Raw genomic sequence first — 25,102 nt, 5'->3', positions numbered from 1 at the left:
CGGATTAAGAATTAATTATACATAGGATTTATTAATAAACACGCACTGATTTCCCTCTCAGCTCTATTTAGATAATTTAAAAACAAATTATAGTGATAAGCAACAATTTCAATTAACAACCCATTAACATTTTTCTAATTTTTTGATCTATCTCTCATTTTTCGAAAAATAACATTTCCTTAACAATTTTTTTTTGCCAAGATTAAAGACAACAACACAACAGCAAGTTATAGTTGAAGCTTACACAACATATAAAATAATTTATCAAATACAACATCATTCACTTTCTAACTTAAAGAGGAAAAAACTATGACAAAACCAAATGCTACATTAATGCTAAGTGATGGTCGTGAACTCAATTTGCCTGTATATAAAGGGTCACTTGGATATGATGTCATTGACGTTCAAACTCTCGTCAAACATAAACTTTTTACATTTGACCCCGGTTTTATATCTACCGCATCCTGCGTTTCGGAAATCACCTATATTGATGGAGACAATGGCATATTACTTCATCGAGGCTATCCAATTGCCGACCTAGCACAAAATGCTGATTATTTAGAAGTCGCCTACTTACTCCTATTTGGCGAACGCCCTTCACTTGAAGAATATCAAACTTTTAGAAAATTAGTTTGTAAACACACTCTCGTTCACGAACAAATTTCTCGTTTCTTCCATGGATTCCGTCGGGATTCCCACCCAATGGCAATTATGTGCGGAGTTAGCGGTGCCTTAGCCGCTTTCTATCATGATTCATTAGATATTAACAATATTGAACATCGCGAAATTACTGCCATTCGTTTACTAGCAAAAATGCCAACCCTCGCGGCAATGTGCTATAAGTATTCTATTGGACAACCCTTTATGTTCCCTCAGAACCACCTTTCTTATTCGGGAAATTTCTTACATATGATGTTCGCTACACCTTGCGAACCTTACATTGTTAATCCTATATTAGAACGTGCTATGGATCGTATTTTTATATTACACGCCGACCACGAACAAAATGCCTCGACCTCAACAGTACGTACAGCAGCTTCATCAGGAGCAAATCCATTTGCTTGTATTGCAGCAGGTATTGCTTCTTTATGGGGACCAGCTCATGGTGGAGCTAATGAAGCCTGTATCAATATGCTAGAAGAAATTGGCACTATAGAGCGTATTCCTGAATATATCGCTCGAGCTAAAGATAAAAACGATCCATTCCGCTTAATGGGATTTGGACATCGCGTATATAAAAATTACGATCCTAGAGCTAAAGTAATGCGTCAAACTTGCCATGAAGTATTACAAGAGCTAAATATTAAAAACCCCCTCTTTGATGTAGCAATGGAGCTTGAACGTATCGCATTAAATGATCCTTATTTTATTGAACATAAACTTTATCCTAATGTTGATTTCTATTCAGGCATTATTCTCAAAGCAATTGGAATTCCAACATCAATGTTTACCGTTATTTTTGCGTTAGCTCGAACTGTTGGTTGGATTGCACATTGGAAAGAGATGTTCAAACCAGGAAATATGAAAATCGTTCGCCCTCGACAGCTCTACACTGGTCATATTGAACGCCCATTTTCACCATTAGAAGGTAAAAAATAACATTTACAATGACATACTTAGTGTTTAATGAACACATACGTTTTAATTTACACAAATAGCCTTATAGTCGTTTGAATTTAAAATAAAGCAATGTAGTAATACGGCATTATTAAAAAAATCAAACGACTATAATTTTAAATAAGCTATCTAGTATCCTCATTTGAAACACCTCATTTCATATATGAAGATAATTATTTATCTGCAATCTCTTCCAACTCATCAGCCATTGCGGAAAGGATTTCTCGTGAAAGAATCGCAAGAGAGCGGTAAAAAGGTAAGTTGGCTTGGGTTTCCACGGCGGACAAAAATTTGCTTGCACAAGGTAGAAGAAACTCGGCGAATAAGTTTTTTTGGGCCTCTGTGGAATCAAGATTGTCTTCAATCCAAGAGGCGGTGAGAAAAACGAGGGGAAAACCCACCGCACTTTGTTCTACCTCGGGCATTCCTCGCTCTTGACGAAAGGCAAGAAAATCCGCGGGATCAATGCCATAAGTTGCAAGATCGGTTTTCACTAAGGGATTTTCGCCTGCGAATAAACGTTGGTATTCTTGATCGAGCAAGGCTAAGTCGATCTTCATTTGCAATGCGGCTAACGCTTGCTCGCTTTGCTTATCGGTTTCCAACGCCCAAAGAGCATTGAGCGGTTGTTGATGCAACCACACAAAGACATTTTGCAAGGTGGGAGCTTGCGGTGAACGGTAAAACAGATTTCCAAATAAACGGCTGATCAACGAAAAATGATTTAAACTTTGTTGGCTCATTATGGGGTTTCCTTATCGTTGCTATGAACATTGTAGTGAGCGTTGCAAAGTGCGGTCAGATTTTGCGTTGTAATTTTCGCGGCGTCATCAAGCATTTGCTGACGTACTTTGTCGTCAATAATATGAATATCGCCGAAGAAGCAATGCTGAATATCGCTAATGCCACAGAAATTAAACAGCCCATCAACCAAGCAATCACGCAAGGATTTATCAATGCCGAGCTGTTGATATTTTTCGACATTGCTGCCGAGGGTGATAAATTGTTGCATTTTTTTGCCTTGTAATAAGCCGACAGACTGTCCATCTTCGGTTTTATAGGCGAAGCCGTGGCTTAGCACGCGATCTAAATAGCCTTTCAAAATGGCTGGAAAGCCCATCCACCATAGGGGATAGACTAAGGTGATGAGATCCGCTTCACGAATTAAATGATGTTCATAGCGAATTTCTGCGGGGGTAATGCCCTGATTTGCCCCTTGCAATTCTGCCCAAGAAATCACAGGGTCAAAATCGAGCTGATATAAATCCCGCACTTGAGTTTCCACATTAAGCTCTTGGCTACTGCGAACAACCGCTTCTAATACGCTGCGATTAAAACTGCCCTGCCCATTTGGGTGAGCAAAAATAATTAAATGTTTCATAATGTTATCATTCTATTTTAGTGACGATTAATGTAATCCCATCCACCTTATGCACTTCAACGGCATCCCCCACTTGCAAGTGGTTGCCTTGAATACGCCAAGTGGTATCCCCAAACGCTCCGCGTCCAATGCCGTTTTCGTTGATCTCTTGCACAATGCCTTTTGTGCCGAGCATTGCGTGATCACGCTGGTTTAATGAGGTGTGCGATTGGTCCTGTAAATCTTTGTTGTGTTGGTATTTCCACCAGCTAAAACTTAGTATCAGAGCTAAAATGGCATAACCAATCACGAGAATGGTTAAGGATAAGCTGATGAATAATGCCATTACGCCTGCAATAATAATGGCTGCTAATCCCCACCACAGCAGAAAAACGCCTGGAATAAGAATCTCGGCAATAAGCAAAGCAAACCCTAAAATGAGCCAATGCCAAGCCGTCCACGCTGAAAGCCAGTCCATTTTATCCCTCCTTCTATAATGAAAAACTTGTAATGAAAATGAGCGGTATAAGAAAAGGGGCATAATGCCCCAATATTCATTGGCAAAACTTATTGTTTTTCGCCTTTTAGTAGCTCGGCGATACCTGCCACAGAGCCGATTAAATTCCCTGCTTCAAGTGGCATTAACACCACTTTGCTGTTGTTTGCCCCGCCGATTTCTTTTAACGCTTCGGTATATTTTTGGGCGATAAAGTAATTAATCGCTTTGGTATTTCCGCCAGCGATAGCTTCAGAAACCATTTGGGTGGCTTTTGCTTCCGCTTCTGCGGCACGCTCACGGGCTTCCGCTTGTAAAAAGGCTTCTGCTCGCTCCCCTTCTGCTTTCAAAATGCGGGATTGTTTTTCCCCTTCCGCACGCAAAATTTCCGCTTGGCGAATCCCTTCAGCTTCTAAAATTTCAGCACGTTTATTTCGCTCCGCTTTCATTTGTGCGTTCATTGCAGCGATAAGTTCGTGCGGCGGACGAACATCGCGGATTTCAATACGCGTAACCTTGATCCCCCAAGGATTAGTGGCTTCATCAACAATAGCTAATAAACGCCCGTTAATGCTATCACGCTGGGAAAGCATTTCATCTAATTCCATTGAGCCTAACACGGTGCGAATATTCGTCATCGTTAAATTAATGATGGCTTGCTCTAAATGATTCACTTCATAAGCAGCACGGCGTGCGTCAATCACTTGCACGAAACAAACTGCGTCAATCGACACATTCGCGTTATCTTTCGAGATGACCTCTTGTGAAGGAATGTCTAGCACTTGCTCCATCATATTGATCTTACGTCCAACGCGATCAACAAAAGGCACAACAAAATTTAGCCCTGGGGTGAGAGTGCGGGTATAGCGTCCAAAACGTTCAATCGTCCAATGATAGCCTTGTGGCACAGTTTTCAATGTGGAAAACAACACCACAATCACTAATAAAACAAAGACAAGCGTTACAATAGGCAGTTCCATTTTCTTCTCCTCTAAAACCTTGATAAGTGGTTGAAGTCTAACAAATAAAATAGGCATTTGTATAGAGAAACATCTACCATTTTGATGTATCACTAAATAGGTTTTACCAATGACTTACGTTATATAGTCGTTTAAGTTCAAAATAAGGCAAGGCGAAGTAACGCAATATTAAATAGCAATGAAAAATAGATAAGTGCTTATGTAAGGATTCATCATCACTTTAAATAAAATACTAAACTTTAACTGCTCCTCTACTATAAAAATGTCTAACAATACTAAATAGTTGTCTTCATTTCGAGATGAGAGATAAGAAATCGCTGAGAAGCCAAACACCACACTTTATAAGTGCGGTGTTTTTCATAATCATTTACTCCAGCCAACCTATTTGTGAAACGATAAATAAGAGTGTAAACCCAGCAAGATAAACTAATCCAATTAGAGATAAATAGAATAGTCCCCCTTTCACTCGGTGTTCACCTTTCATCACTAAAGATAAGTTTAACCACGAAAACACTGGCGTAGAAACAAATGAACCTATCATTGCCAATTTTAACATTGGCCCAACAGCATCATTAAAACCAAAAATAACAATTAATACCGAAATAGTGGAAAAAAGAATTGAAAGATTCAAGAAACTCAAACGACTTTCTTTAGTGCCAATTAATAATCTCAAACTCTCGAGATTAGTTCGAGAATAACCATCTAGCATTGAAATCGTCGTACCAAAAATACACATAAACGCAATGAATGCTATAAGTTCTTTAGCCCATTCACCAATCGTAGAAGCATACATATTGATGAGTTGTTCAATATATTTTCCGCCCACCATTTGAACACTTTCACCCGCACCAAATTGAACTAATGCTCCCAATGCAAGAAATACTAAAGCGAGGATTGCTGTACTAATATAACCAACATTAAAATCAAAAATACCTTCTTTATATGAAACTTTTGTCAAACGACGTTTAGCTACCACCCACATAGAATTAATTGCTGAAAGTTCTATAGGTGCAGGCATCCATCCCATTAATGCGACAATAAAAGCTAATGAGGCAATATTCCAAGGTGAAGGAGAAATATAATCATCTGGAGCAACGCCCTGTATTCCATTACGCATTAAAGCAATAACCACAGCGGTAACAGTAGTTACAGTCAAGGCTAACATAATAATTTTAGCTAACCCATCTAACATACGATATTTTCCCATTAATAAAATTGCCATTGCTGTACAAATCATTATGGAACTTAAGATAGATACTGAAATCGGATTAGGCAATACAAAATTAAGAATCACCGCACTTAATAGAGAAATAGCGGTCATATTTATCACTGTCGAAAATATATTTAATAAGAAAAAAATCCATAAATATACTTTTCCCTTTTGCCGATAGCCATCTAACAGCGTATTACCCGTATCTAAGGTATATTGCACCCCAAAACGGAAAAAAGGATATTTGAATAAATTGGCTAAAATAATAATGATTGCCAACTGCCAGCCATAAATCGCTCCAGCTTGAGTTGAAGCAATAATGTGCGATCCACCAATTGCTGCAGATGCCATTAAAATTCCAGGCCCTAATGCACTAAATTTTCTTTTCCAACTTAATGTTGTTTCTATTTGCATAAAAATTCCTTATATAAAAGAAAGAATTGTAATGGATATGACAAGAAAAAACAGATAGATAAATGAAATTTCTCTCTTTTTTACCTATTAATTCTAATGGTGAAATACAATAGAAAAGAAATAATTAAAACTTGGGTATATCAAGAAAAATCAATATGGCTGGGGTACTAGGATTCGAACCTAGGGATGCCGAGATCAAAACCCGGTGCCTTACCGCTTGGCGATACCCCAATAAAGATTTCTATAATTAGAAATAATGATAAGAAGTTTGATAGTATGGCTGGGGTACTAGGATTCGAACCTAGGGATGCCGAGATCAAAACCCGGTGCCTTACCGCTTGGCGATACCCCATCTACTAAAGAATTGCAAGCTAATGAATGGTGCGGGACGAGGGACTTGAACCCACACACCTCGCGGCGCCAGAACCTAAATCTGGTGCGTCTACCAATTTCGCCAGTCCCGCAAATATGGTGGCTATGACGGGATTCGAACCTGTGACCCCAACATTATGAGTGTTGTGCTCTAACCAACTGAGCTACATAGCCATTCATTTTTGCATTCACCTCATCGGCTTTGCGGGGCTAATTATGCTGATCTCGCCCCCCTTCGTCAACTCTTTTTTTTTGTTTTTTCTAAATTCTTTTTCGTTCGCATAGAGATTATACAAATTGATGGAAAAACCAACCGCACTTTACTCTGCAAGCAAATGTTGCAATAAACGCCCGTCAAGCAATGCTTGCTTAATCAAGGCAAATGCACCAATTACATCTTCATTTTTCAACTCTGAAACCACAAGTGGCGTATTTTTCACAAAAGCGGGCAAGGCAAGATGCTCTAGAGTGCGGCGAATAGCAGCAAAAAGCACATTCTTCGCTTGCGTAATTTCCCCTGAAATAACAATTTTTTCAGGGTTAAACATATTCACGCTCATCGCCAACACTCGCCCAATTTGCGTACCAACGTGTTCAATCAACTCCACCGCAATGGCATCCTGTTTATTGGTCGCTTTACAAATGGCTTCAATATCGTGGCTTTCTAGCGAAAGCCATTTGCTGGTATAACCCTCTTCCAGTAAGCGTTGCATTTTTTCTTCAATCGCCGCGTTGCTCACCACTGTTTCCAAGCAGCCCACATTGCCACATAAACAGCGTTTGCCGAGCGGATCAACCTGAATATGTCCGATTTCCCCCACATTATTTTTATAACCGAGAAACACTTCGTGATTAATCACAATCCCCGCCCCCACACCGCGATGAATCCTTAATAAGAGGGAATCATAGCAATCTTGAGTTACGCCAAAATAATGCTCCGCCAAAGCAAGACTTCGCACATCGTGTCCGATAAATGTCATTAATTGAAATTGTTGCGAAATATGAGCGGCAAGATCCCAAGGTTCATCGAGGGAAAAGTGCGGTAGGTGCTGAATTTGGTTGGTTTTGGCATCAACAAAGCCCGACACCGTAATGCCGATGGCGATAAATTCTGCATTGCAGCGTTGATTTTGCGTAATGAACTGAGATAAATGCTCGCACAAAAAGGCTTCCATTTCACTCACTTGATTGAACGCAGGCAGTGCGATCTCTTCTTTTTTCAGCAATTTTGTCGAGAGATCCATTATCGCTAAGGTCATACTCTCTTGCCCCAAGCGAATTAACAGCGTGCGAAAAGCTTTATATTCTGCCACAATAGAAGTCGGTCGCCGCCCACCTGTGGATTCTTGTTGCTCCACTTCTTTAATTAAGCCACGCGATAATAAATTCCGCGTAATTTTCGTTACACTCGCGGGGGCAAGCTGGCTTAATTCTGAAATCTGAATACGAGAAATCGGTCCCTGCTGATCGATTAATTTATAAACCACCGCACTATTCATCTGTTTAACGAAATCAACATTTGCAATTTGATTATCTACTCGCATTCTTTTTCCCTCATTCATATCATCATTAAAATTTCAACATTCATTTTGCTGTATTTTCAACGATAATAACGCCAAACAATTAGCCTATTTTAAAATGAATTAGCAAAAAATCCTATAACTGGAAAACATTAAAAATGGGGCTACGATCTGCATTCAAAAAATTATCCTTATCTTAGTTCAAAGTTGCTAATTTTCACAGAGATGAGTCGTTCCAATTTCCGCTCATAATCCCCCTCATCTTTCCCATAAAAGCTTGTTTCATCTCTTTAACGTAGCAATTTTATCTTCTAATTCCAATATTGTTTTAACAATTTGAAAATATTAATAAATTAATAATCGATTTTATCATTTTAAAAATAAAACCTGATAACTTGCTGTTTGAAAGATTGCCGGTATTTAGGCATAAAAAATCTGCTCCTTACTCTGTTGATTTTTAATCCAACCTCTAAGGAGCAGACCAATTATTTTCCTTGTGAACTCTTTTTATTATGAAAAAGCCTATGCCGCAACCATTACCATTGCAGGGCGAATAACGCGTCCGTTTAATAAATAACCTTTTTGTAATACGGTAGTGATTTGATTGCTTTCAAAGCCTTCTGTTGGTTGCATTGAAATGGCTTGGTGTAGGTCAGGATTAAAGGTTTCCCCCACCACGCCCACCGCTTCCACGCCAAAGCGAGCAACGGTTGCAAGCAAGCCTTTTAAGGTTAATTCCACGCCATCAAGCACAGATTTCATTCCCTCATCTTCGGTGCTAACTTCCGTGGCTAAGGCACGTTCTAAATTATCAATAGTTTCCAATAAATCTTTGGCGAATTTTTCTAAGGCAAATTTATGAGCTTTTTCCACATCTTGCTCGGCACGACGGCGGATATTATCCATTTCCGCACGGCTGCGTAACAAAATATCTTGCTCTTTTTTCGCTGTTTCAGCCAGTTGTTCTTCAAGTTCTTGAACGCGTGCAATGGCTTCTTCCAACGCATCGCCCTCTTCTACTGCAGGATTTTCCTGCTCTTCCGCCGCAGTTTGTGCTTGCTCCGCTTGTGTTTCTTCGGCTTTCGCTTGTTCGGCTTGTTGTTCTTGTTCTGACATTGTTTTCTCCATCTATTCAAAATCTGAGGTATTGTAACAAAAAATAGAAAAATTGGCAGTGGTTAAACTTGGCTAGCCACTGTCAAGGTTTATGTGTAATATAGCTGCTAATTTTTTGAATTCAAGTGCGGTTCATTTTTCGCGAATTATGACTATGTCCCCAAATATCATTGATAATAACACCTTGCATCGTTCGTTTCAGACTATTGGATTAGTCGGGCGACCACGCAATGATGTGAATCTTCAAATGCACAAAAACCTTTTTCAATGGTTGTCAGAGAAAGGCTATCAAGTTTTAGTTGAAAAGCCTATTGGCGAACGGTTAGGTTTGCCCGCGGTACATCTGGCTGAATTAGAGGAAATTGGTCGCAACGCACAATTAGCCATTGTGATTGGCGGCGACGGCAATATGCTTGGGCGCGCAAGAATTTTAGCCAAATATGATATTGCACTCATTGGCATTAATCGCGGTAATCTGGGTTTTTTAACTGATATTGATCCCAAAAATGCGTACGCACAGCTCGCTGCCTGCTTAGACAACGGTGAGTTTTTTGTTGAAGAGCGTTTTTTGCTGGAAACAGCGATCGAACGAGAAGGGCAAATTATCACCACCAGTAACGCGGTGAATGAAGCGGTGATTCACCCAGCCAAAATCGCCCATATGATCGATTTTCACGTTTATATTAATGATAAACTGGCTTTTTCACAGCGTTCTGACGGCTTGATTGTGTCCACGCCAACAGGCTCAACCGCCTATTCCCTTTCAGCAGGCGGGCCAATTCTTACCCCGCAACTCAATGCCATTGCACTTGTGCCGATGTTCCCGCACACCCTCTCTTCTCGCCCTTTAGTAATTGATGGCGAAAGTAAAATCTCCATTCGCTTTGCTGATTACAACACGGGTCAACTGGAAGTGGGTTGCGATAGCCAAGTGGCACTGCCATTTACCCCTGATGATGTGGTGCATATTTATAAAAGCCAACATAAGCTTCGTTTATTGCATTTAAAAAATTACAATTATTACAATGTGTTAAGCACAAAATTAGGCTGGCTACGCAATTCAGCCTAAAAAATTTTAATAAACCCCTTTACTGTAAATAAAAACAGTTATAAACTGATAAACATACAGTTAAACGGGAGTTTATTATGCTTATTCAACTTACGATCAATAATTTCGCCATTGTTCATCATCTTGATATTGAATTTGCTCAAGGTATGTCTGTCATCACTGGAGAAACGGGGGCGGGAAAATCCATTGCGATTGACGCACTCGGCGTTTGTTTAGGACAACGTACAGAAAGTGCGATGCTGCGTGAAGGACAAAACCGTGCGGATATTTGTGCGACATTCCAAATTGTGCCACAAAGCCCCGCTGCAGAATGGCTAAAATCGCAAGAATTGCACGATGAAGATAACCCCGAAAACTGTATTTTACGCCGTATCATCAATACTGATGGGCGTTCTAAAAGCTTCATCAACAGCATTCCTGTGTCCGCAAGCCAGCTCAAAGAACTTGGGCAACTTTTGGTTCAAGTGAATGGACAACATTGCTCCCAACGGCTACTCAAAAATGATTATCACCTGACTTTGCTCGATCAATATTGTGCCAATAATGAATTGCTTGCGAACGTGCAGAAACAATATCGTCAATGGAAAACGCTACAACAGCAGGTAAATACCTTTAAGCAACGCTGTGCGGAAAATGAAGCGAAAAAACAACTGTTGCAATATCAAGTGGAAGAACTGGATCAATTCGCCCTACAAGAAAATGAATATGCCGATCTTGAGGAAGAATATCATCGCCTTGCAAATAGCGAAGAACTTACAAGCCTTTCGCAATCGGTTTTAAATACCCTCAGTGAGAACGATGAATTAAATGTTGATAGCTTGCTCTACCGCACAATCCAAAATTTGGAAGAGTTGCACAGTTTAGATCCGCACTATGAAGAAGCCTTAACGATGTTGCAAGAAGCCTTAATTCAGGTGCAAGAAGCCAGTTCCGAAATTCAGCATTTATCTGCCAATATTGAACAAGACCCTTATCGCTTACAAGAAGTTGAACAGCGTATGGGGCAGGCACTGCAATTAGCCCGCAAACATAATGTAAAAGCGGAAGAATTAGTGAGTTTGCACCAATCGCTCAAACAAGAACTTGAACAATTAATGGCATTCACCGATAGTGAAGAAGCCCTTATCGAACAAGAAAAACAGGCTCATCAACAGTTACTTGAAGCTGCTAAAATCTTGAGTTTAAGCCGCCAAAAAGGGGCTGAAAAATTATCGGCACAGGTAACCAAAGGCATTAAACAGCTCGCAATGGAAAATGCGGTCTTTTCCATTAATCTAGACGCATCAGAAAGCAACCTTACCAGTAACGGAATGGATCAAATTCAATTCATTTTACAGGCGAATTTAGGGCAATCCGCCCAGCCACTCGCCAAAGTGGCATCAGGTGGGGAACTTTCTCGTATCGCTTTAGTTCTGCAGGTGCTGACTTCAGACAAATCCGCAATCCCAACCCTAATTTTTGATGAAATTGATGTTGGGATCAGCGGTGCAACAGCGAGTGTTGTCGGCAAACTATTACGCAAACTCGGCAACAAATGCCAAGTCATTTGCGTAACCCACTTACCGCAAGTCGCCTGCTGCGGTCATCAACATTTCTCCGTTGAAAAACACACTGTTGCGGGGAAAACAGAAACAAAAATGACCGCACTTTCAAAACAACAACGTGTTAAAGCCCTAGCAAAATTATTAGGCTCAACAAAAATCACCGAAACAGCGATTGCTAATGCGGAGGAAATGCTTGGTTTAATTGCATAATTAAACTGTATACAGTTTGAATTTAACATCTAATAGAAAAATATGAGCGTTTAGTTTCAAAATTACCCTATACCATTTTGTATCTAATGTATAGTCCATCCTTTCCGGCTTATGGATGGCTCTGTCTTATGCTTAAGTCAAATATTGTATCTTTTGGGCTATATTTTCTTCTATTACATCCAGCATTAGCAAACAAACTTTTTCCCCACCTAATAACATTAAATACGATAATTTTCCTTGTATTCTTCTATTAATCCTGTATAATCACACGCCATACAGCTACATCATCATTTTCGTTCCTTGCTTCCGCAAGATTGGTAGCTGGTCTTACAGTCGGAGGCTGATTAACCCGTAAGGAGCAGTAATGCGTCACTACGAAATCGTGTTTATGGTTCATCCGGACCAAAGCGAACAAGTACCAGCGATGATTGAGCGCTATACCAATTCTATTAAAGAAGCGGGCGGTCAAATCCATCGTTTAGAAGATTGGGGTCGCCGTCAATTAGCTTACCCAATTAACAAATTACACAAAGCACATTATGTGCTAATGAATGTAGAAGCGCCTCAAGAAGTCATCGACGAGCTAGAAACAGCATTCCGTTACAACGACGCAGTTCTTCGTAACGCAATTATTCGTACTAAGCACGCCGTAACAGAAGCGTCCCCAATGGTTAAAGCACGCGAAGAGCGTAAACCTTTAGCTGAAGTTGAAAACAACGATTTTGAGGATGCTGAAGAGTAATTCAAAGGTTGATAATCGCTTCTCATTAATTGGGCGAGTTACTGACTTTCCCAAGCGAAGCAAAAGCCCTAACGGCATTGAACATTGTCGCTTTTATTTAGAACATCGTTCAGAGCAACAAGAAGCGGGTTTACCCCGTCAAGCGTGGTGTAAAATCGCAGTTCAAGTTAGTGGCAATCAATTAATTGCAAAAACTCAAAGCATTACGGTCGGCAGTAATTTATTGATAGCAGGGTTTATCACCTCACACAAATCTGCAAATGGTTTAAGTCAATTAGTATTACACGCCGAGCAAATCGAATTTATAGATTAGGAGACTAGCCAAATGGCACGTTATTTCCGTCGTCGTAAGTTCTGCCGCTTTACAGCGGAAAACGTTCAAGAAATCGATTACAAAGATATCGCAACGTTAAAGAACTATATTTCAGAGAGCGGCAAAATTGTTCCAAGCCGTATTACCGGTACTCGTGCGAAGTATCAACGTCAATTAGCTCGTGCAATCAAACGCGCGCGTTTCTTAGCGTTACTTCCATACACTGATAATCAGTAATTAAGGAGAATACGGTAATGCAAGTAATTCTTTTAGATAAAGTTGTTCACCTCGGTAACGTTGGTGATCAAGTAAACGTTAAATCTGGTTATGCACGTAACTTCTTAATCCCACAAGGGAAAGCGGTTATGGCAACCAAAGCTAACGTTGAATATTTTGAAGCACGTCGTGCTGAATTAGAAGAAAAAGCAGCGAAAGCACTTGTGGCAGCTATGGATCGTGCAGAACGTCTTGAAGCCCTTGAGTCTGTAGCTATCGCAAGTAAAGCGGGTGATGAAGGCCGTCTATTTGGTTCTATCGGTACTCGTGATATTGCTGATGCTATCACAGCTCGTGGTGTTGAAGTAGCGAAAAGTGAAGTGCGTTTACCAAACGGTTTAATCCGTACCACTGGTGAACACGAAGTGCGTTTCCAACTTCACGGTGAAGTATTCGCAACATTAAACATCATTGTTGTTGCTGAATAATTTCATTCTTCACTGATAAAGATTAATCAAACCTACGATTTTATCGTAGGTTTTTTCTTTATCTCTATCCTAGAAAAAGGTACATAAAAATCAAATTTCTTAGCCAATAGCATTTAACCCAAAGGGTTAATCATCGCAATTGCTTCAAATAATCCACTTATTAGATAATATAAATAATTTATGTAGTATAAACTAATGACCCGTGACAATGAAAAATTTTACAACATAAAATAATTACCGTATTTCTTCTAACGTTTTTTCTAAATATTTTAATCCTTCCATCAACTCATCTTCAGAAATATTCAACGCAGGTGCAAAACGCAGGACATTTGGGCCAGCGACTAAAATCATCAGACCATTTTCGGCAGTTTTTTTGACAAATTCCATCGCTTTGCCGTGATATTCTTCTTTTAACTCTGCCCCAATGAGTAATCCCACTCCGCGAATTTCACTGAATAACTGAAATTTCTGGTTAATCTCGTTCAGTTTTTGCATCAAAAATTCAGAAGTGCGGTGTGTTTTTTGTAAGAATTTTGGCTCAGAAAGAATATCCAGCACTTTACTGGCTACGGCACAAGCCAGTGGGTTTCCGCCAAATGTCGTGCCGTGAACGCCTACCGAGAAACTTTGTGCGATGCGGTCTGTGGTAAGCATTGCTCCAATAGGAAAGCCGTTGCCCAAGGCTTTTGCGGAAGTGAGAATGTCGGGAATCACGCCGTATTTCATATAAGCATAGAGATAACCCGTGCGTGATAGCCCCGTTTGCACTTCATCAAAAATAAGCAAGGCATTATTTTCATCGCAAAGCTGGCGTAACCCTTGCAAAAATTCAGGATTTGCGGGCTTCACGCCACTTTCGCCCTGAATAGGTTCAACAATCACGGCACAAGTGTGATCATCAATCACCGCCTTAACGGCATCAAGATCATTGAAAGGAACGTGAATAATATCCGCTGGTTTCGGCCCGAAGCCATCAGAATATTTTGCTTGCCCCCCAACGCTTACGGTAAACAATGTCCGCCCGTGAAAGCTCTGTTTGAATGCAATGATTTTACTTTTTTGCGAACCAAAATGATCCACCGCATAACGGCGTGCTAGCTTCAACGCCGCTTCATTGGCTTCCGCACCAGAATTAACAAACATTACACGCTCAGCAAAGGTTTTTTCAACCAGTTTACTCGCCAATTCAAGGGTTGGCTCACTGGTAAACCAGTTACTGGAATGCCACAGCGTTTCCCCTTGTTGCTTCAGCACCTCAACAATTTCATCAGGACAATGCCCTAAGGCATTCACTGCAATGCCACTGGTAAAATCAATGTATTCACGCCCTTGGCTGTCCCAAACGCGGCTGCCTTTCCCTCTAACGGGAATAAAATCTGCTGGGGAATAATTTTGGATCATCACTTCATCAAAGGTTTTTCTCGTATAAGCGTTCATTTGCCATCCCTAAATGTGCAAAAAAGTGAAGCTAGCATAATTCAAACTGAATATTTAATCAATTATTTTGAATAAAAAATCAATTTGTACCGCCAACGGTTATCTGCTCAATTTTTAATGCGGGCTGACCGACGCCAACAGGCACGCTTTGCCCCTCTTTACCACATACGCCGATGCCGTGATCAATTTCAACGCTGTCTGCAACCATTGAAATATTTTGCATTACTTCAATACCGCTTCCGATCAAGGTTGCACCTTTGACGGGCTGCGTGATTTTGCCATTCTCAATTAAATAGGCTTCCGATGTGGAGAACACGAATTTCCCCGAAGTAATGTCCACCTGCCCGCCACCAAAGTGCGGTGCAAAAATGCCACGATCTACAGAAGCAATCAGATCATCAAATTTGCTTTGTCCCGCTAACATATAGGTGTTCGTCATTCTTGGCATCGGCAAATGTGCATAACTTTCACGGCGACCATTTCCCGTTGGGGCAACCCCCATTAAGCGAGCGTTCATTTTATCCTGCATATAACCTTGCAAAATACCGTCTTTAATCAAGACATTACATTGACTTGGCACGCCCTCATCATCAATAGTGAGCGAGCCACGGCGGTTAGGCAATGTGCCGTCATCAACAATAGTGCAAAGGGGAGAAGTAACCAATTCCCCGATTTTTCCTGTGAATAATGAGCTTTCTTTACGGTTAAAATCCCCCTCCAAGCCGTGCCCCACCGCTTCGTGCAACAATACCCCTGGCCAGCCTGCCCCTAACACCACAGGCATTAACCCTGCGGGTGCAGGAATCGCGTTGAGGTTCACTAAGGCTTGGCGTACCGCCTCTTTGGCAAAAGCAACCGCTCGCATTTCACCATTTTCTACCTCAAAGAACCAATCTAACCCAAAGCGACCACCACAGCCCGCACTGCCCCGTTCGCGCTTGCCCTTTTCCTCCACCAAGACGGAAATGGAAAGGCGAACTAAGGGGCGAATATCAGCAGCAAGCGTGCCATCGGTCGCGGCGATCAGCACTTCCTCATAAATCGCACTAAGGCTTGCGGACACCTTAGTAACCTTTGGATCAGCGGCTCGGGCAGTGCGATCCACCAAATAGAGCAATTCAATTTTTTGCTCTTTGCTTAAGCTGTCTAAGGGATTAATTGGCTGATAACGTAAAACGGGTTGCGTTGAAACAAAGGGACGAGGCTGGATAAAACTTTGCTGAGTTATTTGAGCAATGCCCTTGACCGCATTGGCACATTGCTGCAAGTTGGCAAGATCGATTTGATCCGCATAAGCAAACCCCGTTTTCTCACCACTCACTGCACGCACGCCAACTCCACGATCAATATGGAATCCCCCCTCTTTAATAATGCCATCTTCCAGCACCCAGCTTTCATCTTGGCTAAGCTGGAAATACAAATCCGCATAGTCAATATTGCGGTGATCCATTAGGTTGAAAACCTCAATTAACGCTTTGCGATCCAAATGATTTGGGCTAAGCAAAGACGCGGTTACTTTTTCTAACATTTTCTTTCTCGTTAATTAAAATGATTAAGGTAGTCTATTCGCCTACCTTGCTATTCGATAAAAGATCGCCATTTTATACCGCACTTCTCTTTATGCCAAAATAAAGTGCGGTCATTTTTTGTGATGATTTTACATCACCACCACATCAAACTGTTCTTGATGATAAAAGGCTTCTGTTTTGATTTGAATTTGTTTGCCAACGAACACTTCTAGCTCCGCAACTAAGCCGTGGCTTTCTTCATTAATCAAGTATTCGGCGACGGCTCTGGAGGCGTAAACCACAAATTTTTCGCTGTCAAAAAGATGATGCACGCGGATAATTTCACGCATAATTTCGTAGCAAATGGTTTCCACCGTTTTCACCCGCCCACGCCCTTTGCATTCAGGGCATTCATCGCACAAAACGTGTTCCAAACTTTCACGCGTGCGTTTACGCGTCATCTCCACCAAACCGAGTTGAGTAAAGCCGTTTACACTAGTTTTCACTCGATCTTTGGCTAAGGCTTCTTGTAGCGATTCTAACACGCGGGTTTGATGCTCTTCCTTTTGCATATCAATAAAATCAATGATGATAATGCCGCCGAGGTTACGCAGTTGCAGTTGTTGAGCGATGGCTTTGGTGGCTTCGATATTAGTGTTGAAGATGGTTTCTTCAAGGTTACGATGCCCGACAAACGCCCCTGTGTTAATGTCGATGGTGGTCATTGCTTCGGTCTGCTCAATAATCAAATAGCCACCTGATTTGAGGTTCACCCGTTTATCTAAGGTGGTATGAATGGCATTTTCCACCCCATATACATCAAATAATGGCTGATTTCCCGAATATAGCACGAGCTTATTTGTTAAACTCGGGATAAATTCTTCGGTAAATTGTTTCACTTCGTTGAAGCAAAGATTGGAGTCAATCCGAATACGTTCTAAATCCACGCCGATAAAATCGCGTAAAATTCGCTGAGGCAATGCCAATTCGCCATAAAGCATTGAACGGGTTGGATATTTCGCTCGACGTTCCATTACTTTACGCCATAAGCGTTTTAAAAACTCGGCATCTTGTAACAGTTCTTCTTCACTTGCTCCCTCCGCGGCGGTGCGAATAATAAACCCGCCTAGCTCATCACAAAGAGGCAGCACTAACTCTTTTAATCTCACCCGTTCTTCTTCACTTTCAATCCGTTGGGATACGCCAACGTGGCTATTTTCTGGCATAAATACCAAATAGCGGGAGGGCAGAGTAATATCCGTGGTGAGCCTTGCCCCTTTTGTGCCAAGGGGATCTTTCACCACTTGCACCACAATATCTTGCCCCTCTCGCACAAGCTCTGCGATGTCTTTGACGATAAATTGCTTTTTCTCGTTTTCATCAACGCATTCGGTGTGAGAAACAATATCAGAGGCGTGCAAAAAAGCCGCTTTTTCCAACCCAATATCCACAAAAGCAGATTGCATACCGGGCAAAACTCGGGTAACGCGACCTTTATAAATGTTGCCGACAATGCCTCGCTTGGCTTGGCGTTCGATATGCACTTCTTTCAAAATGCCCGTATCAATCAGAGCGATACGGGTTTCACTCGGGGTGACATTGACTAATAATTCTACGGTTTCCATATATTATTTATGATTAATTGATCTATTGCCTAGTCTAACCAAAAGGAAAATAGAATAACAGGGGCAAATCAGGTAAAATGTGACCTTTCTCAACTTTTCACCTAGAAATGACAACAAAATGATCGACTTTAGCCCTTTTTATCAACAAATTGCCGCCAGCCCGCTATCTGCGTGGCTAGAAACCCTGCCCGCCCAACTGAAACAATGGGAAAAACAAGCCCACGGTGATTATGCGAAATGGGCAAAAATTGTGGATTTTTTGCCCGAGCTACAAGCCAGCCATATTGATTTAAAAAGTGCGGTGTTATCTCAAGGTGATTTTGAATTGAGTGCGGGCGAACGCCAACGCATTATCCATCATCTCAAACAATTAATGCCGTGGCGTAAAGGGCCTTATCATCTTTTTGGTATTCATATTGATTGCGAATGGCGTTCGGATTTTAAATGGGATCGCGTCCGTCCACACCTTGCTCCACTTAAAGATCGGCTAGTTTTAGATGTAGGCTGTGGCAGCGGCTATCATATGTGGCGAATGGTTGGCGAAGGGGCAAAAATGGTAGTGGGTATCGACCCAACAGAACTTTTCTTATGCCAGTTTGAAGCCGTCCGCAAACTGCTCAATAATGATCGCCGAGCCAATTTAATCCCGCTCGGTATTGAACAAATGCAGCCCTTAGGCGTGTTTGATACAGTGTTTTCAATGGGCGTGTTATACCATCGCAAATCTCCCTTTGAGCATTTCACCCAGTTGCGAAACCAACTGACGCAAGGAGGCGAGCTGGTTTTGGAAACCTTAGTGATTAACGGCGATAAAAATACCATCCTTGTCCCACAAGATCGCTATGCCAAAATGAAAAATGTCTATTTCATTCCCTCCGTGAAAGCCCTGATTTTGTGGCTTGAAAAGAGCGGTTTTCGCAACGTCCGCTGTGTTGATGTTGAAATCACCAGCCTAGACGAACAACGTAAAACAGAATGGCTAGAAAATGAAAGCCTGATTGATTTCCTTGATCCACAAGATCACAGTAAAACCATTGAAGGCTACCCCGCTCCGAAAAGAGCAGTGATTTTGGCGAATAAATAATTAGAAAAATACCGCACTTACAATAATGTGAAAATATAAATAAGAGTAAAATACTTTGCTCTTATTTATCGCTTCTTATAATGCTCTTTTTTAAAAGTATAAAACCAAAGTGCGGTGTAATTTTGTCAGATTTTTCCTGATATAAGTACATCTTATAATACTCATCTAAATGATATTTATAGCTACTGGAACTTTCTCAAAATCAACTGAGGTAAATCCCATACACCCATTTAAAAGATAAAATGCAATATCCAGTAAGCCCAAAAATACAAGAAAATATAAACATAAGAAACAACAAAAAACGCCATTGAGTTCCCTCAATGGCGTTCTTCTTTCATTCAAAACCTGGCGGTGTCCTACTCTCACATGGGAAATTCCCACACTACCATCGGCGTTACAGCGTTTCACTTCTAAGTTCGGCATGGATTAGGTGGGTCCACTGCACTTTCGCCGCCAAGATAATTCTTTATATCCTTTAATTTCTTTTAATTTCTTTCTCTTTTCTATTCGTTCTTCACTTCTTTAACAAAAACAAGCCAAAACCCTTGAGCGTTGTATAGTTAAGCCTCTCGGGCAATTAGTACTGGTTAGCTCAACGGCTCACACCGCTTACACACCCAGCCTATCTACGTCGTAGTCTCCAACAACCCTTACAGTCTTATAGACTGGGAGAACTCATCTCAAGGCAAGTTTCGTGCTTAGATGCTTTCAGCACTTATCTCTTCCGCATTTAGCTACCCAGCAATGCCTCTGGCGAGACAACTGGTACACCAGTGATGCGTCCACTCCGGTCCTCTCGTACTAGGAGCAGCCCCTCTCAATTCTCCAACGCCCACGGCAGATAGGGACCGAACTGTCTCACGACGTTCTAAACCCAGCTCGCGTACCACTTTAAATGGCGAACAGCCATACCCTTGGGACCTACTTCAGCCCCAGGATGTGATGAGCCGACATCGAGGTGCCAAACACCGCCGTCGATATGAACTCTTGGGCGGTATCAGCCTGTTATCCCCGGAGTACCTTTTATCCGTTGAGCGATGGCCCTTCCATTCAGAACCACCGGATCACTATGACCTGCTTTCGCACCTGCTCGACTTGTCTGTCTCGCAGTTAAGCTTGCTTATACCATTGCACTAACCTGACGATGTCCGACCGTCATTAGCAAACCTTCGTGCTCCTCCGTTACGCTTTGGGAGGAGACCGCCCCAGTCAAACTACCCACCAGACACTGTCCGAGTACCCGTTTCAGGCACTTCGTTAGAACATCAAACGTTAAAGGGTGGTATTTCAACAACGACTCCACGATAACTGGCGTTACCGCTTCATAGTCTCCCACCTATCCTACACATCAAAATTCAAGGTTCAGTGTCAAGCTATAGTAAAGGTTCACGGGGTCTTTCCGTCTAGCCGCGGGTACACCGCATCTTCACGGCGATTTCAATTTCACTGAGTCTCGGGTGGAGACAGCCTGGCCATCATTATGCCATTCGTGCAGGTCGGAACTTACCCGACAAGGAATTTCGCTACCTTAGGACCGTTATAGTTACGGCCGCCGTTTACTGGGGCTTCGATCAGGAGCTTCTCTTTCGATTACACCATCAATTAACCTTCCAGCACCGGGCAGGCATCACACCCTATACGTCCACTTTCGTGTTTGCAGAGTGCTGTGTTTTTAATAAACAGTTGCAGCCAGCTGGTATCTTCGACCGGTTCAACCTTCGTGAGCAAGTCACTACAATCTACGCCGGCGCACCTTCTCCCGAAGTTACGGTGCTATTTTGCCTAGTTCCTTCACCCGAGTTCTCTCAAGTGCCTGAGTATTCTCTACCTGACCACCTGTGTCGGTTTTCAGTACGGTTTAGTAAAGCCTGAAGCTTAGTGGCTTTTCCTGGAAGTGTGGTATCAGTTACTTCAGCACCTTAGTGCCTCGTCATCATCTCTCAGTGTTAACGGTGAGCCGGATTTGCCTAACTCACCCACCTACCAACTTAAACGACCATCTCCAACAGGTCGATAACCTAACCTTCTCCGTCCCCACATCGCAGCTTTACCAAGTACGGGAATATTAACCCGTTTCCCATCGACTACGCTTTTCAGCCTCGCCTTAGGGGCCGACTCACCCTGCCCCGATTAACGTTGGACAGGAACCCTTGGTCTTCCGGCGAACGGGTTTTTCACCCGTTTTATCGTTACTTATGTCAGCATTCGCACTTGTGATACGTCCAGCAATCTTCTCAAATCACCTTCTTCCGCTTACACAACGCTCCCCTACCCAACAGTATTGCTACTGATGCCGCAGCTTCGGTACTATATTTTAGCCCCGTTACATCTTCCGCGCAGGCCGACTCGACTAGTGAGCTATTACGCTTTCTTTAAATGGTGGCTGCTTCTAAGCCAACATCCTAGCTGTCTAAGCCTTCCCACTTCGTTTCCCACTTAATATAGATTTTGGGACCTTAGCTGGCGGTCTGGGTTGTTTCCCTCTCCACGACGGACGTTAGCACCCGCCGTGTGTCTCCTGTGCATTACTCTTTGGTATTCGGAGTTTGCATCGGTTTGGTAACCCGGGATGGGCCCCTAGCCGAAACAGTGCTCTACCCCCAAAGGTATTCACACAAGGCTCTACCTAAATAGATTTCGGGGAGAACCAGCTATCTCCCGGTTTGATTGGCCTTTCACCCCCAGCCACAGGTCATCCGCTAATTTTTCAACATTAGTCGGTTCGGTCCTCCAGTTAGTGTTACCCAACCTTCAACCTGCCCATGGCTAGATCACCGGGTTTCGGGTCTATACCTTGCAACTCACCGCCCAGTTAAGACTCGGTTTCCCTTCGGCTCCCTTATTCAGTTAACCTCGCTACAAAATATAAGTCGCTGACCCATTATACAAAAGGTACGCAGTCACCCCATCACTCAATCACACTGCTATTTTTGGGTTTGACTCGCTTCGCTCGTCGTACCCTACACTTTAAAGTGCGGTGTTATTTTTGGTGCTTTTTGCCTCTTCCAACACTCAATGTGTTTGAGTGATGGGGCTCCCACTGCTTGTACGTACAGGGTTTCAGGTTCTATTTCACTCCCCTCACCGGGGTTCTTTTCGCCTTTCCTTCACAGTACTGGTTCACTATCGGTCAATCAGGAGTATTTAGCCTTGGAGGATGGTCCCCCCATCTTCAGACAGGATTCCTCGTGTCCCGCCCTACTTCTCGTAAGCTTAGTACCACAGCCTGGATTTTAAGTACGGGGCTATCACCCTGTGTCGCTTGCCTTCCCAGACAATTCCTCTATCTCTGCTGCTATTACTTACTGGCTCCTCCGCTTTCGCTCGCCGCTACTCACAGAATCTCGGTTGATTTCTTTTCCTCGGGGTACTTAGATGTTTCAGTTCTCCCGGTTCGCCTTACGAGGCTATTTTATTCACCTCGTAATGATAGGCTCTTCGCCTATCGGGTTTCCCCATTCGGACATCGTGGGTTAAACGCTTCTTATCAACTCACCCACGCTTTTCGCAGATTAGCACGTCCTTCTTCGCCTCTGATTGCCAAGGCATCCACCCTGTACGCTTTCTCACTTAACTATACAACCTCAAGGATTTTTCCCCGAAGTTGTTCTCTCGTTGAGAACGCTTACTTGCTTTTGTTCAAGTAAGTCTTTTACTCAGACTTTTTCAATTTAATCAGAAAGCAGTTTTTATTCCACTTCCTCATTAGCTTGAAAGTCTCTTCAGTTTTCAGCTTGTTTTTACATTATTAAAGAGCAAATTCGATAATGACGCTTTGCGTCTTATCATTACTAAATTCTTTCTACTTTCCTTTCACTCTATTCCCTAAACTAGGTTTAGATGTTTAAGGGGATAAAGGTGATTAATCTAAAAGAACTTACTAATGATTTGGTGGAGATAAGCGGGATCGAACCGCTGACCTCCTGCGTGCAAGGCAGGCGCTCTCCCAGCTGAGCTATATCCCCAATCATTAATCCCTATGTCACTCGCTCGAGTGGTGGGTCTGAGTGGACTTGAACCACCGACCTCACCCTTATCAGGGGTGCGCTCTAACCACCTGAGCTACAGACCCATAAGGATTTATCAAAAGTGCGGTCAGTTTTTACCGTCTTTTTTCATTCGCTTCTTATTGTCTAACAACCATCACGACAATCTGTGTGAGCACTCATCTATTCTATTAGGTAAGGAGGTGATCCAACCGCAGGTTCCCCTACGGTTACCTTGTTACGACTTCACCCCAGTCATGAATCATACCGTGGTAAACGCCCTCCCGAAGGTTAAGCTATCTACTTCTGGTACAACCCACTCCCATGGTGTGACGGGCGGTGTGTACAAGGCCCGGGAACGTATTCACCGCGACATTCTGATTCGCGATTACTAGCGATTCCGACTTCATGGAGTCGAGTTGCAGACTCCAATCCGGACTTAGATGCACTTTCTGAGATTCGCTCCCCCTCGCAGGCTCGCTTCCCTCTGTATGCACCATTGTAGCACGTGTGTAGCCCTACTCGTAAGGGCCATGATGACTTGACGTCATCCCCACCTTCCTCCAGTTTATCACTGGCAGTCTCCTTTGAGTTCCCACCCGAAGTGCTGGCAACAAAGGATAAGGGTTGCGCTCGTTGCGGGACTTAACCCAACATTTCACAACACGAGCTGACGACAGCCATGCAGCACCTGTCTCTAAGTTCCCGAAGGCACAAACTCATCTCTGAGTTCTTCTTAGGATGTCAAGAGTAGGTAAGGTTCTTCGCGTTGCATCGAATTAAACCACATGCTCCACCGCTTGTGCGGGCCCCCGTCAATTCATTTGAGTTTTAACCTTGCGGCCGTACTCCCCAGGCGGTCGATTTATCACGTTAGCTACGGGCACCAAGCTTAAAGCCCAATCCCCAAATCGACAGCGTTTACAGCGTGGACTACCAGGGTATCTAATCCTGTTTGCTCCCCACGCTTTCGCACATGAGCGTCAGTAGCTTCCCAAGGGGCTGCCTTCGCCTTCGGTATTCCTCCACATCTCTACGCATTTCACCGCTACACGTGGAATTCTACCCCTCCCTAAAGTACTCTAGTAAACCAGTCTGAAATGCAATTCCCAAGTTAAGCTCGGGGATTTCACATCTCACTTAATTTACCGCCTGCGTGCCCTTTACGCCCAGTTATTCCGATTAACGCTCGCACCCTCCGTATTACCGCGGCTGCTGGCACGGAGTTAGCCGGTGCTTCTTCTGTGGCTAACGTCAAATCATGATGCTATTCACATCACAACCTTCCTCACCACCGAAAGAACTTTACAACCCGAAGGCCTTCTTCATTCACGCGGCATGGCTGCGTCAGGGTTCCCCCCATTGCGCAATATTCCCCACTGCTGCCTCCCGTAGGAGTCTGGGCCGTGTCTCAGTCCCAGTGTGGCTGGCCATCCTCTCAGACCAGCTAGAGATCGCAGGCTTGGTAGGCCTTTACCCCACCAACTACCTAATCCCACTTGGGCTCATCTTATGGCAGGTGCTTTCGCACCCTTTCATCTCCCGATAATACGCGGTATTAGCCATCGTTTCCAATGGTTATCCCCCTCCATAAGCCAGATTCCCAAGCATTACTCACCCGTCCGCCACTCGTCAGCATTGAAAGCAAGCTTTCAACCCGTTACCGTTCGACTTGCATGTGTTAAGCCTGCCGCCAGCGTTCAATCTGAGCCATGATCAAACTCTTCAGTTTAATCTTCTCAATTCGTACACTAACAAAGCTCTGTGATTTCATTTAAAATCACGATGAATTTCA

The 25,102-nt window shown here is 42.8% G+C and carries 18 protein-coding genes, 6 tRNA genes and 3 rRNA genes; 8 read left to right on the top strand and 19 right to left on the bottom strand.

The window, feature by feature from the left end; translation table 11 throughout:
* Positions 1-309: 309 nt before the first annotated feature.
* Positions 310-1,599, top strand: a complete 1,290-nt coding sequence (gene gltA, locus HBL79_RS03355) for a citrate synthase (protein ID WP_035687220.1) — start codon at positions 310-312, stop codon at positions 1,597-1,599.
* A 191-nt stretch (positions 1,600-1,790) separates the two neighbouring features.
* On the opposite strand, the gene HBL79_RS03350 is transcribed toward gltA, so the two are convergent.
* From HBL79_RS03350 to grpE, 11 genes are all read right to left on the bottom strand, one after another.
* Positions 1,791-2,360 (bottom strand): TorD/DmsD family molecular chaperone, encoded by a 570-nt coding sequence (locus HBL79_RS03350; RefSeq protein ID WP_035687223.1) that lies wholly within the window; start codon positions 2,358-2,360, stop codon positions 1,791-1,793.
* Positions 2,360-2,998, bottom strand: a complete 639-nt coding sequence (locus HBL79_RS03345; protein ID WP_035687226.1) for an NAD(P)H-dependent oxidoreductase — start codon at positions 2,996-2,998, stop codon at positions 2,360-2,362. Before HBL79_RS03345 ends, HBL79_RS03350 begins: the two co-directional genes overlap by 1 nt.
* Before the next feature lie 7 nt (positions 2,999-3,005).
* Entirely contained in the window at positions 3,006-3,455 is a 450-nt protein-coding gene (locus HBL79_RS03340; protein ID WP_017806392.1) for an NfeD family protein, read from the bottom strand.
* Between the two features lie 89 nt (positions 3,456-3,544).
* Positions 3,545-4,453 carry an SPFH domain-containing protein gene (locus tag HBL79_RS03335; RefSeq protein WP_017806393.1) on the bottom strand — a complete coding sequence of 303 codons (909 nt, stop codon included), beginning with the start codon at positions 4,451-4,453 and terminating at the stop codon, positions 3,545-3,547.
* Positions 4,454-4,820: 367 nt separating this feature from the next.
* Positions 4,821-6,077, bottom strand: coding sequence for an NRAMP family divalent metal transporter (locus tag HBL79_RS03330; RefSeq protein WP_035687230.1), 1,257 nt, complete (start codon positions 6,075-6,077; stop codon positions 4,821-4,823).
* Between the two features lie 156 nt (positions 6,078-6,233).
* Positions 6,234-6,308: transfer RNA gene (locus tag HBL79_RS03325), tRNA-Gln, on the bottom strand.
* Positions 6,309-6,354: 46 nt separating this feature from the next.
* Positions 6,355-6,429 (bottom strand) — tRNA-Gln (locus HBL79_RS03320).
* A gap of 27 nt (positions 6,430-6,456) precedes the next feature.
* Positions 6,457-6,541: transfer RNA gene (locus tag HBL79_RS03315), tRNA-Leu, on the bottom strand.
* 5 nt (positions 6,542-6,546) lie between these two features.
* Positions 6,547-6,623: transfer RNA gene (locus tag HBL79_RS03310), tRNA-Met, on the bottom strand.
* Between the two features lie 146 nt (positions 6,624-6,769).
* The gene (locus tag HBL79_RS03305; RefSeq protein WP_035687233.1) at positions 6,770-7,993 is read right to left on the bottom strand and encodes an ROK family transcriptional regulator; all 1,224 of its coding nucleotides are present in this window, start codon (positions 7,991-7,993) and stop codon (positions 6,770-6,772) included.
* A 498-nt stretch (positions 7,994-8,491) separates the two neighbouring features.
* Entirely contained in the window at positions 8,492-9,085 is a 594-nt protein-coding gene (gene grpE / locus HBL79_RS03300; protein WP_035687236.1) for a nucleotide exchange factor GrpE, read from the bottom strand.
* Positions 9,086-9,239: 154 nt separating this feature from the next.
* On the opposite strand from grpE, the gene HBL79_RS03295 reads away from it, so the two are divergent.
* The 6 genes from HBL79_RS03295 to rplI all read left to right on the top strand — a co-directional run bounded on the left by HBL79_RS03295 (position 9,240) and on the right by rplI (position 13,667).
* Complete coding sequence (locus HBL79_RS03295; protein ID WP_035687239.1) at positions 9,240-10,154, top strand: NAD(+) kinase; 915 nt, start codon at positions 9,240-9,242, stop codon at positions 10,152-10,154.
* A 77-nt stretch (positions 10,155-10,231) separates the two neighbouring features.
* On the top strand, positions 10,232-11,908 hold the full coding sequence (gene recN / locus HBL79_RS03290) for a DNA repair protein RecN (RefSeq protein WP_035687241.1): 1,677 nt from the start codon (positions 10,232-10,234) through the stop codon (positions 11,906-11,908).
* Positions 11,909-12,272: 364 nt separating this feature from the next.
* A complete protein-coding gene (rpsF, locus tag HBL79_RS03285) occupies positions 12,273-12,650 on the top strand; it encodes a 30S ribosomal protein S6 (protein WP_035687243.1) in 378 nt (125 codons plus the stop codon).
* Positions 12,637-12,963: a primosomal replication protein N gene (priB, locus tag HBL79_RS03280; RefSeq protein WP_017806383.1), complete on the top strand. Its 327-nt coding sequence runs from the start codon at positions 12,637-12,639 to the stop codon at positions 12,961-12,963. The genes rpsF and priB overlap by 14 nt, the downstream gene beginning before the upstream one ends.
* A 12-nt stretch (positions 12,964-12,975) precedes the next feature.
* Entirely contained in the window at positions 12,976-13,200 is a 225-nt protein-coding gene (rpsR, locus tag HBL79_RS03275) for a 30S ribosomal protein S18 (RefSeq protein ID WP_035687245.1), read from the top strand.
* Positions 13,201-13,217: 17 nt separating this feature from the next.
* Complete coding sequence (gene rplI, locus HBL79_RS03270) at positions 13,218-13,667, top strand: 50S ribosomal protein L9 (protein WP_035687246.1); 450 nt, start codon at positions 13,218-13,220, stop codon at positions 13,665-13,667.
* Between the two features lie 234 nt (positions 13,668-13,901).
* Here rplI and HBL79_RS03265 read toward each other — a convergent pair whose 3' ends face one another.
* The 3 genes from HBL79_RS03265 to rng all read right to left on the bottom strand — a co-directional run bounded on the left by HBL79_RS03265 (position 13,902) and on the right by rng (position 18,237).
* On the bottom strand, positions 13,902-15,104 hold the full coding sequence (locus HBL79_RS03265) for an aspartate aminotransferase family protein (protein ID WP_035687248.1): 1,203 nt from the start codon (positions 15,102-15,104) through the stop codon (positions 13,902-13,904).
* A gap of 79 nt (positions 15,105-15,183) precedes the next feature.
* Positions 15,184-16,632, bottom strand: coding sequence for a metalloprotease TldD (gene tldD / locus HBL79_RS03260; RefSeq protein WP_035687250.1), 1,449 nt, complete (start codon positions 16,630-16,632; stop codon positions 15,184-15,186).
* A 129-nt stretch (positions 16,633-16,761) separates the two neighbouring features.
* Positions 16,762-18,237 carry a ribonuclease G gene (rng, locus tag HBL79_RS03255; protein WP_035687252.1) on the bottom strand — a complete coding sequence of 492 codons (1,476 nt, stop codon included), beginning with the start codon at positions 18,235-18,237 and terminating at the stop codon, positions 16,762-16,764.
* A gap of 118 nt (positions 18,238-18,355) precedes the next feature.
* Between rng and cmoB the strand changes: the two genes are divergently transcribed.
* Positions 18,356-19,321, top strand: coding sequence for a tRNA 5-methoxyuridine(34)/uridine 5-oxyacetic acid(34) synthase CmoB (gene cmoB / locus HBL79_RS03250; protein ID WP_035687254.1), 966 nt, complete (start codon positions 18,356-18,358; stop codon positions 19,319-19,321).
* Positions 19,322-19,664: 343 nt separating this feature from the next.
* Here cmoB and rrf read toward each other — a convergent pair.
* The 5 genes from rrf to HBL79_RS03225 form a co-directional block, all read right to left on the bottom strand.
* Positions 19,665-19,779: ribosomal RNA gene (gene rrf, locus HBL79_RS03245) — 5S ribosomal RNA — on the bottom strand.
* A 98-nt stretch (positions 19,780-19,877) separates the two neighbouring features.
* Positions 19,878-22,897: ribosomal RNA gene (locus HBL79_RS03240) — 23S ribosomal RNA — on the bottom strand.
* Positions 22,898-23,210: 313 nt separating this feature from the next.
* Positions 23,211-23,286, bottom strand: a tRNA-Ala gene (locus HBL79_RS03235).
* Between the two features lie 30 nt (positions 23,287-23,316).
* Positions 23,317-23,393, bottom strand: a tRNA-Ile gene (locus HBL79_RS03230).
* A gap of 110 nt (positions 23,394-23,503) precedes the next feature.
* Positions 23,504-25,039 (bottom strand): 16S ribosomal RNA (locus tag HBL79_RS03225).
* The 16S, 23S and 5S rRNA genes sit together here with 2 tRNA genes alongside, the layout of an rRNA operon.
* Between the last annotated feature and the right edge of the window lie 63 nt (positions 25,040-25,102).

The organism is Avibacterium paragallinarum, assembly GCF_011765605.1.
Lineage (GTDB): Bacteria > Pseudomonadota > Gammaproteobacteria > Enterobacterales > Pasteurellaceae > Avibacterium > Avibacterium paragallinarum.
Note: the sequence above shows the minus strand (reverse complement) of the source record. Positions and strands in the feature narration are given on the sequence as shown.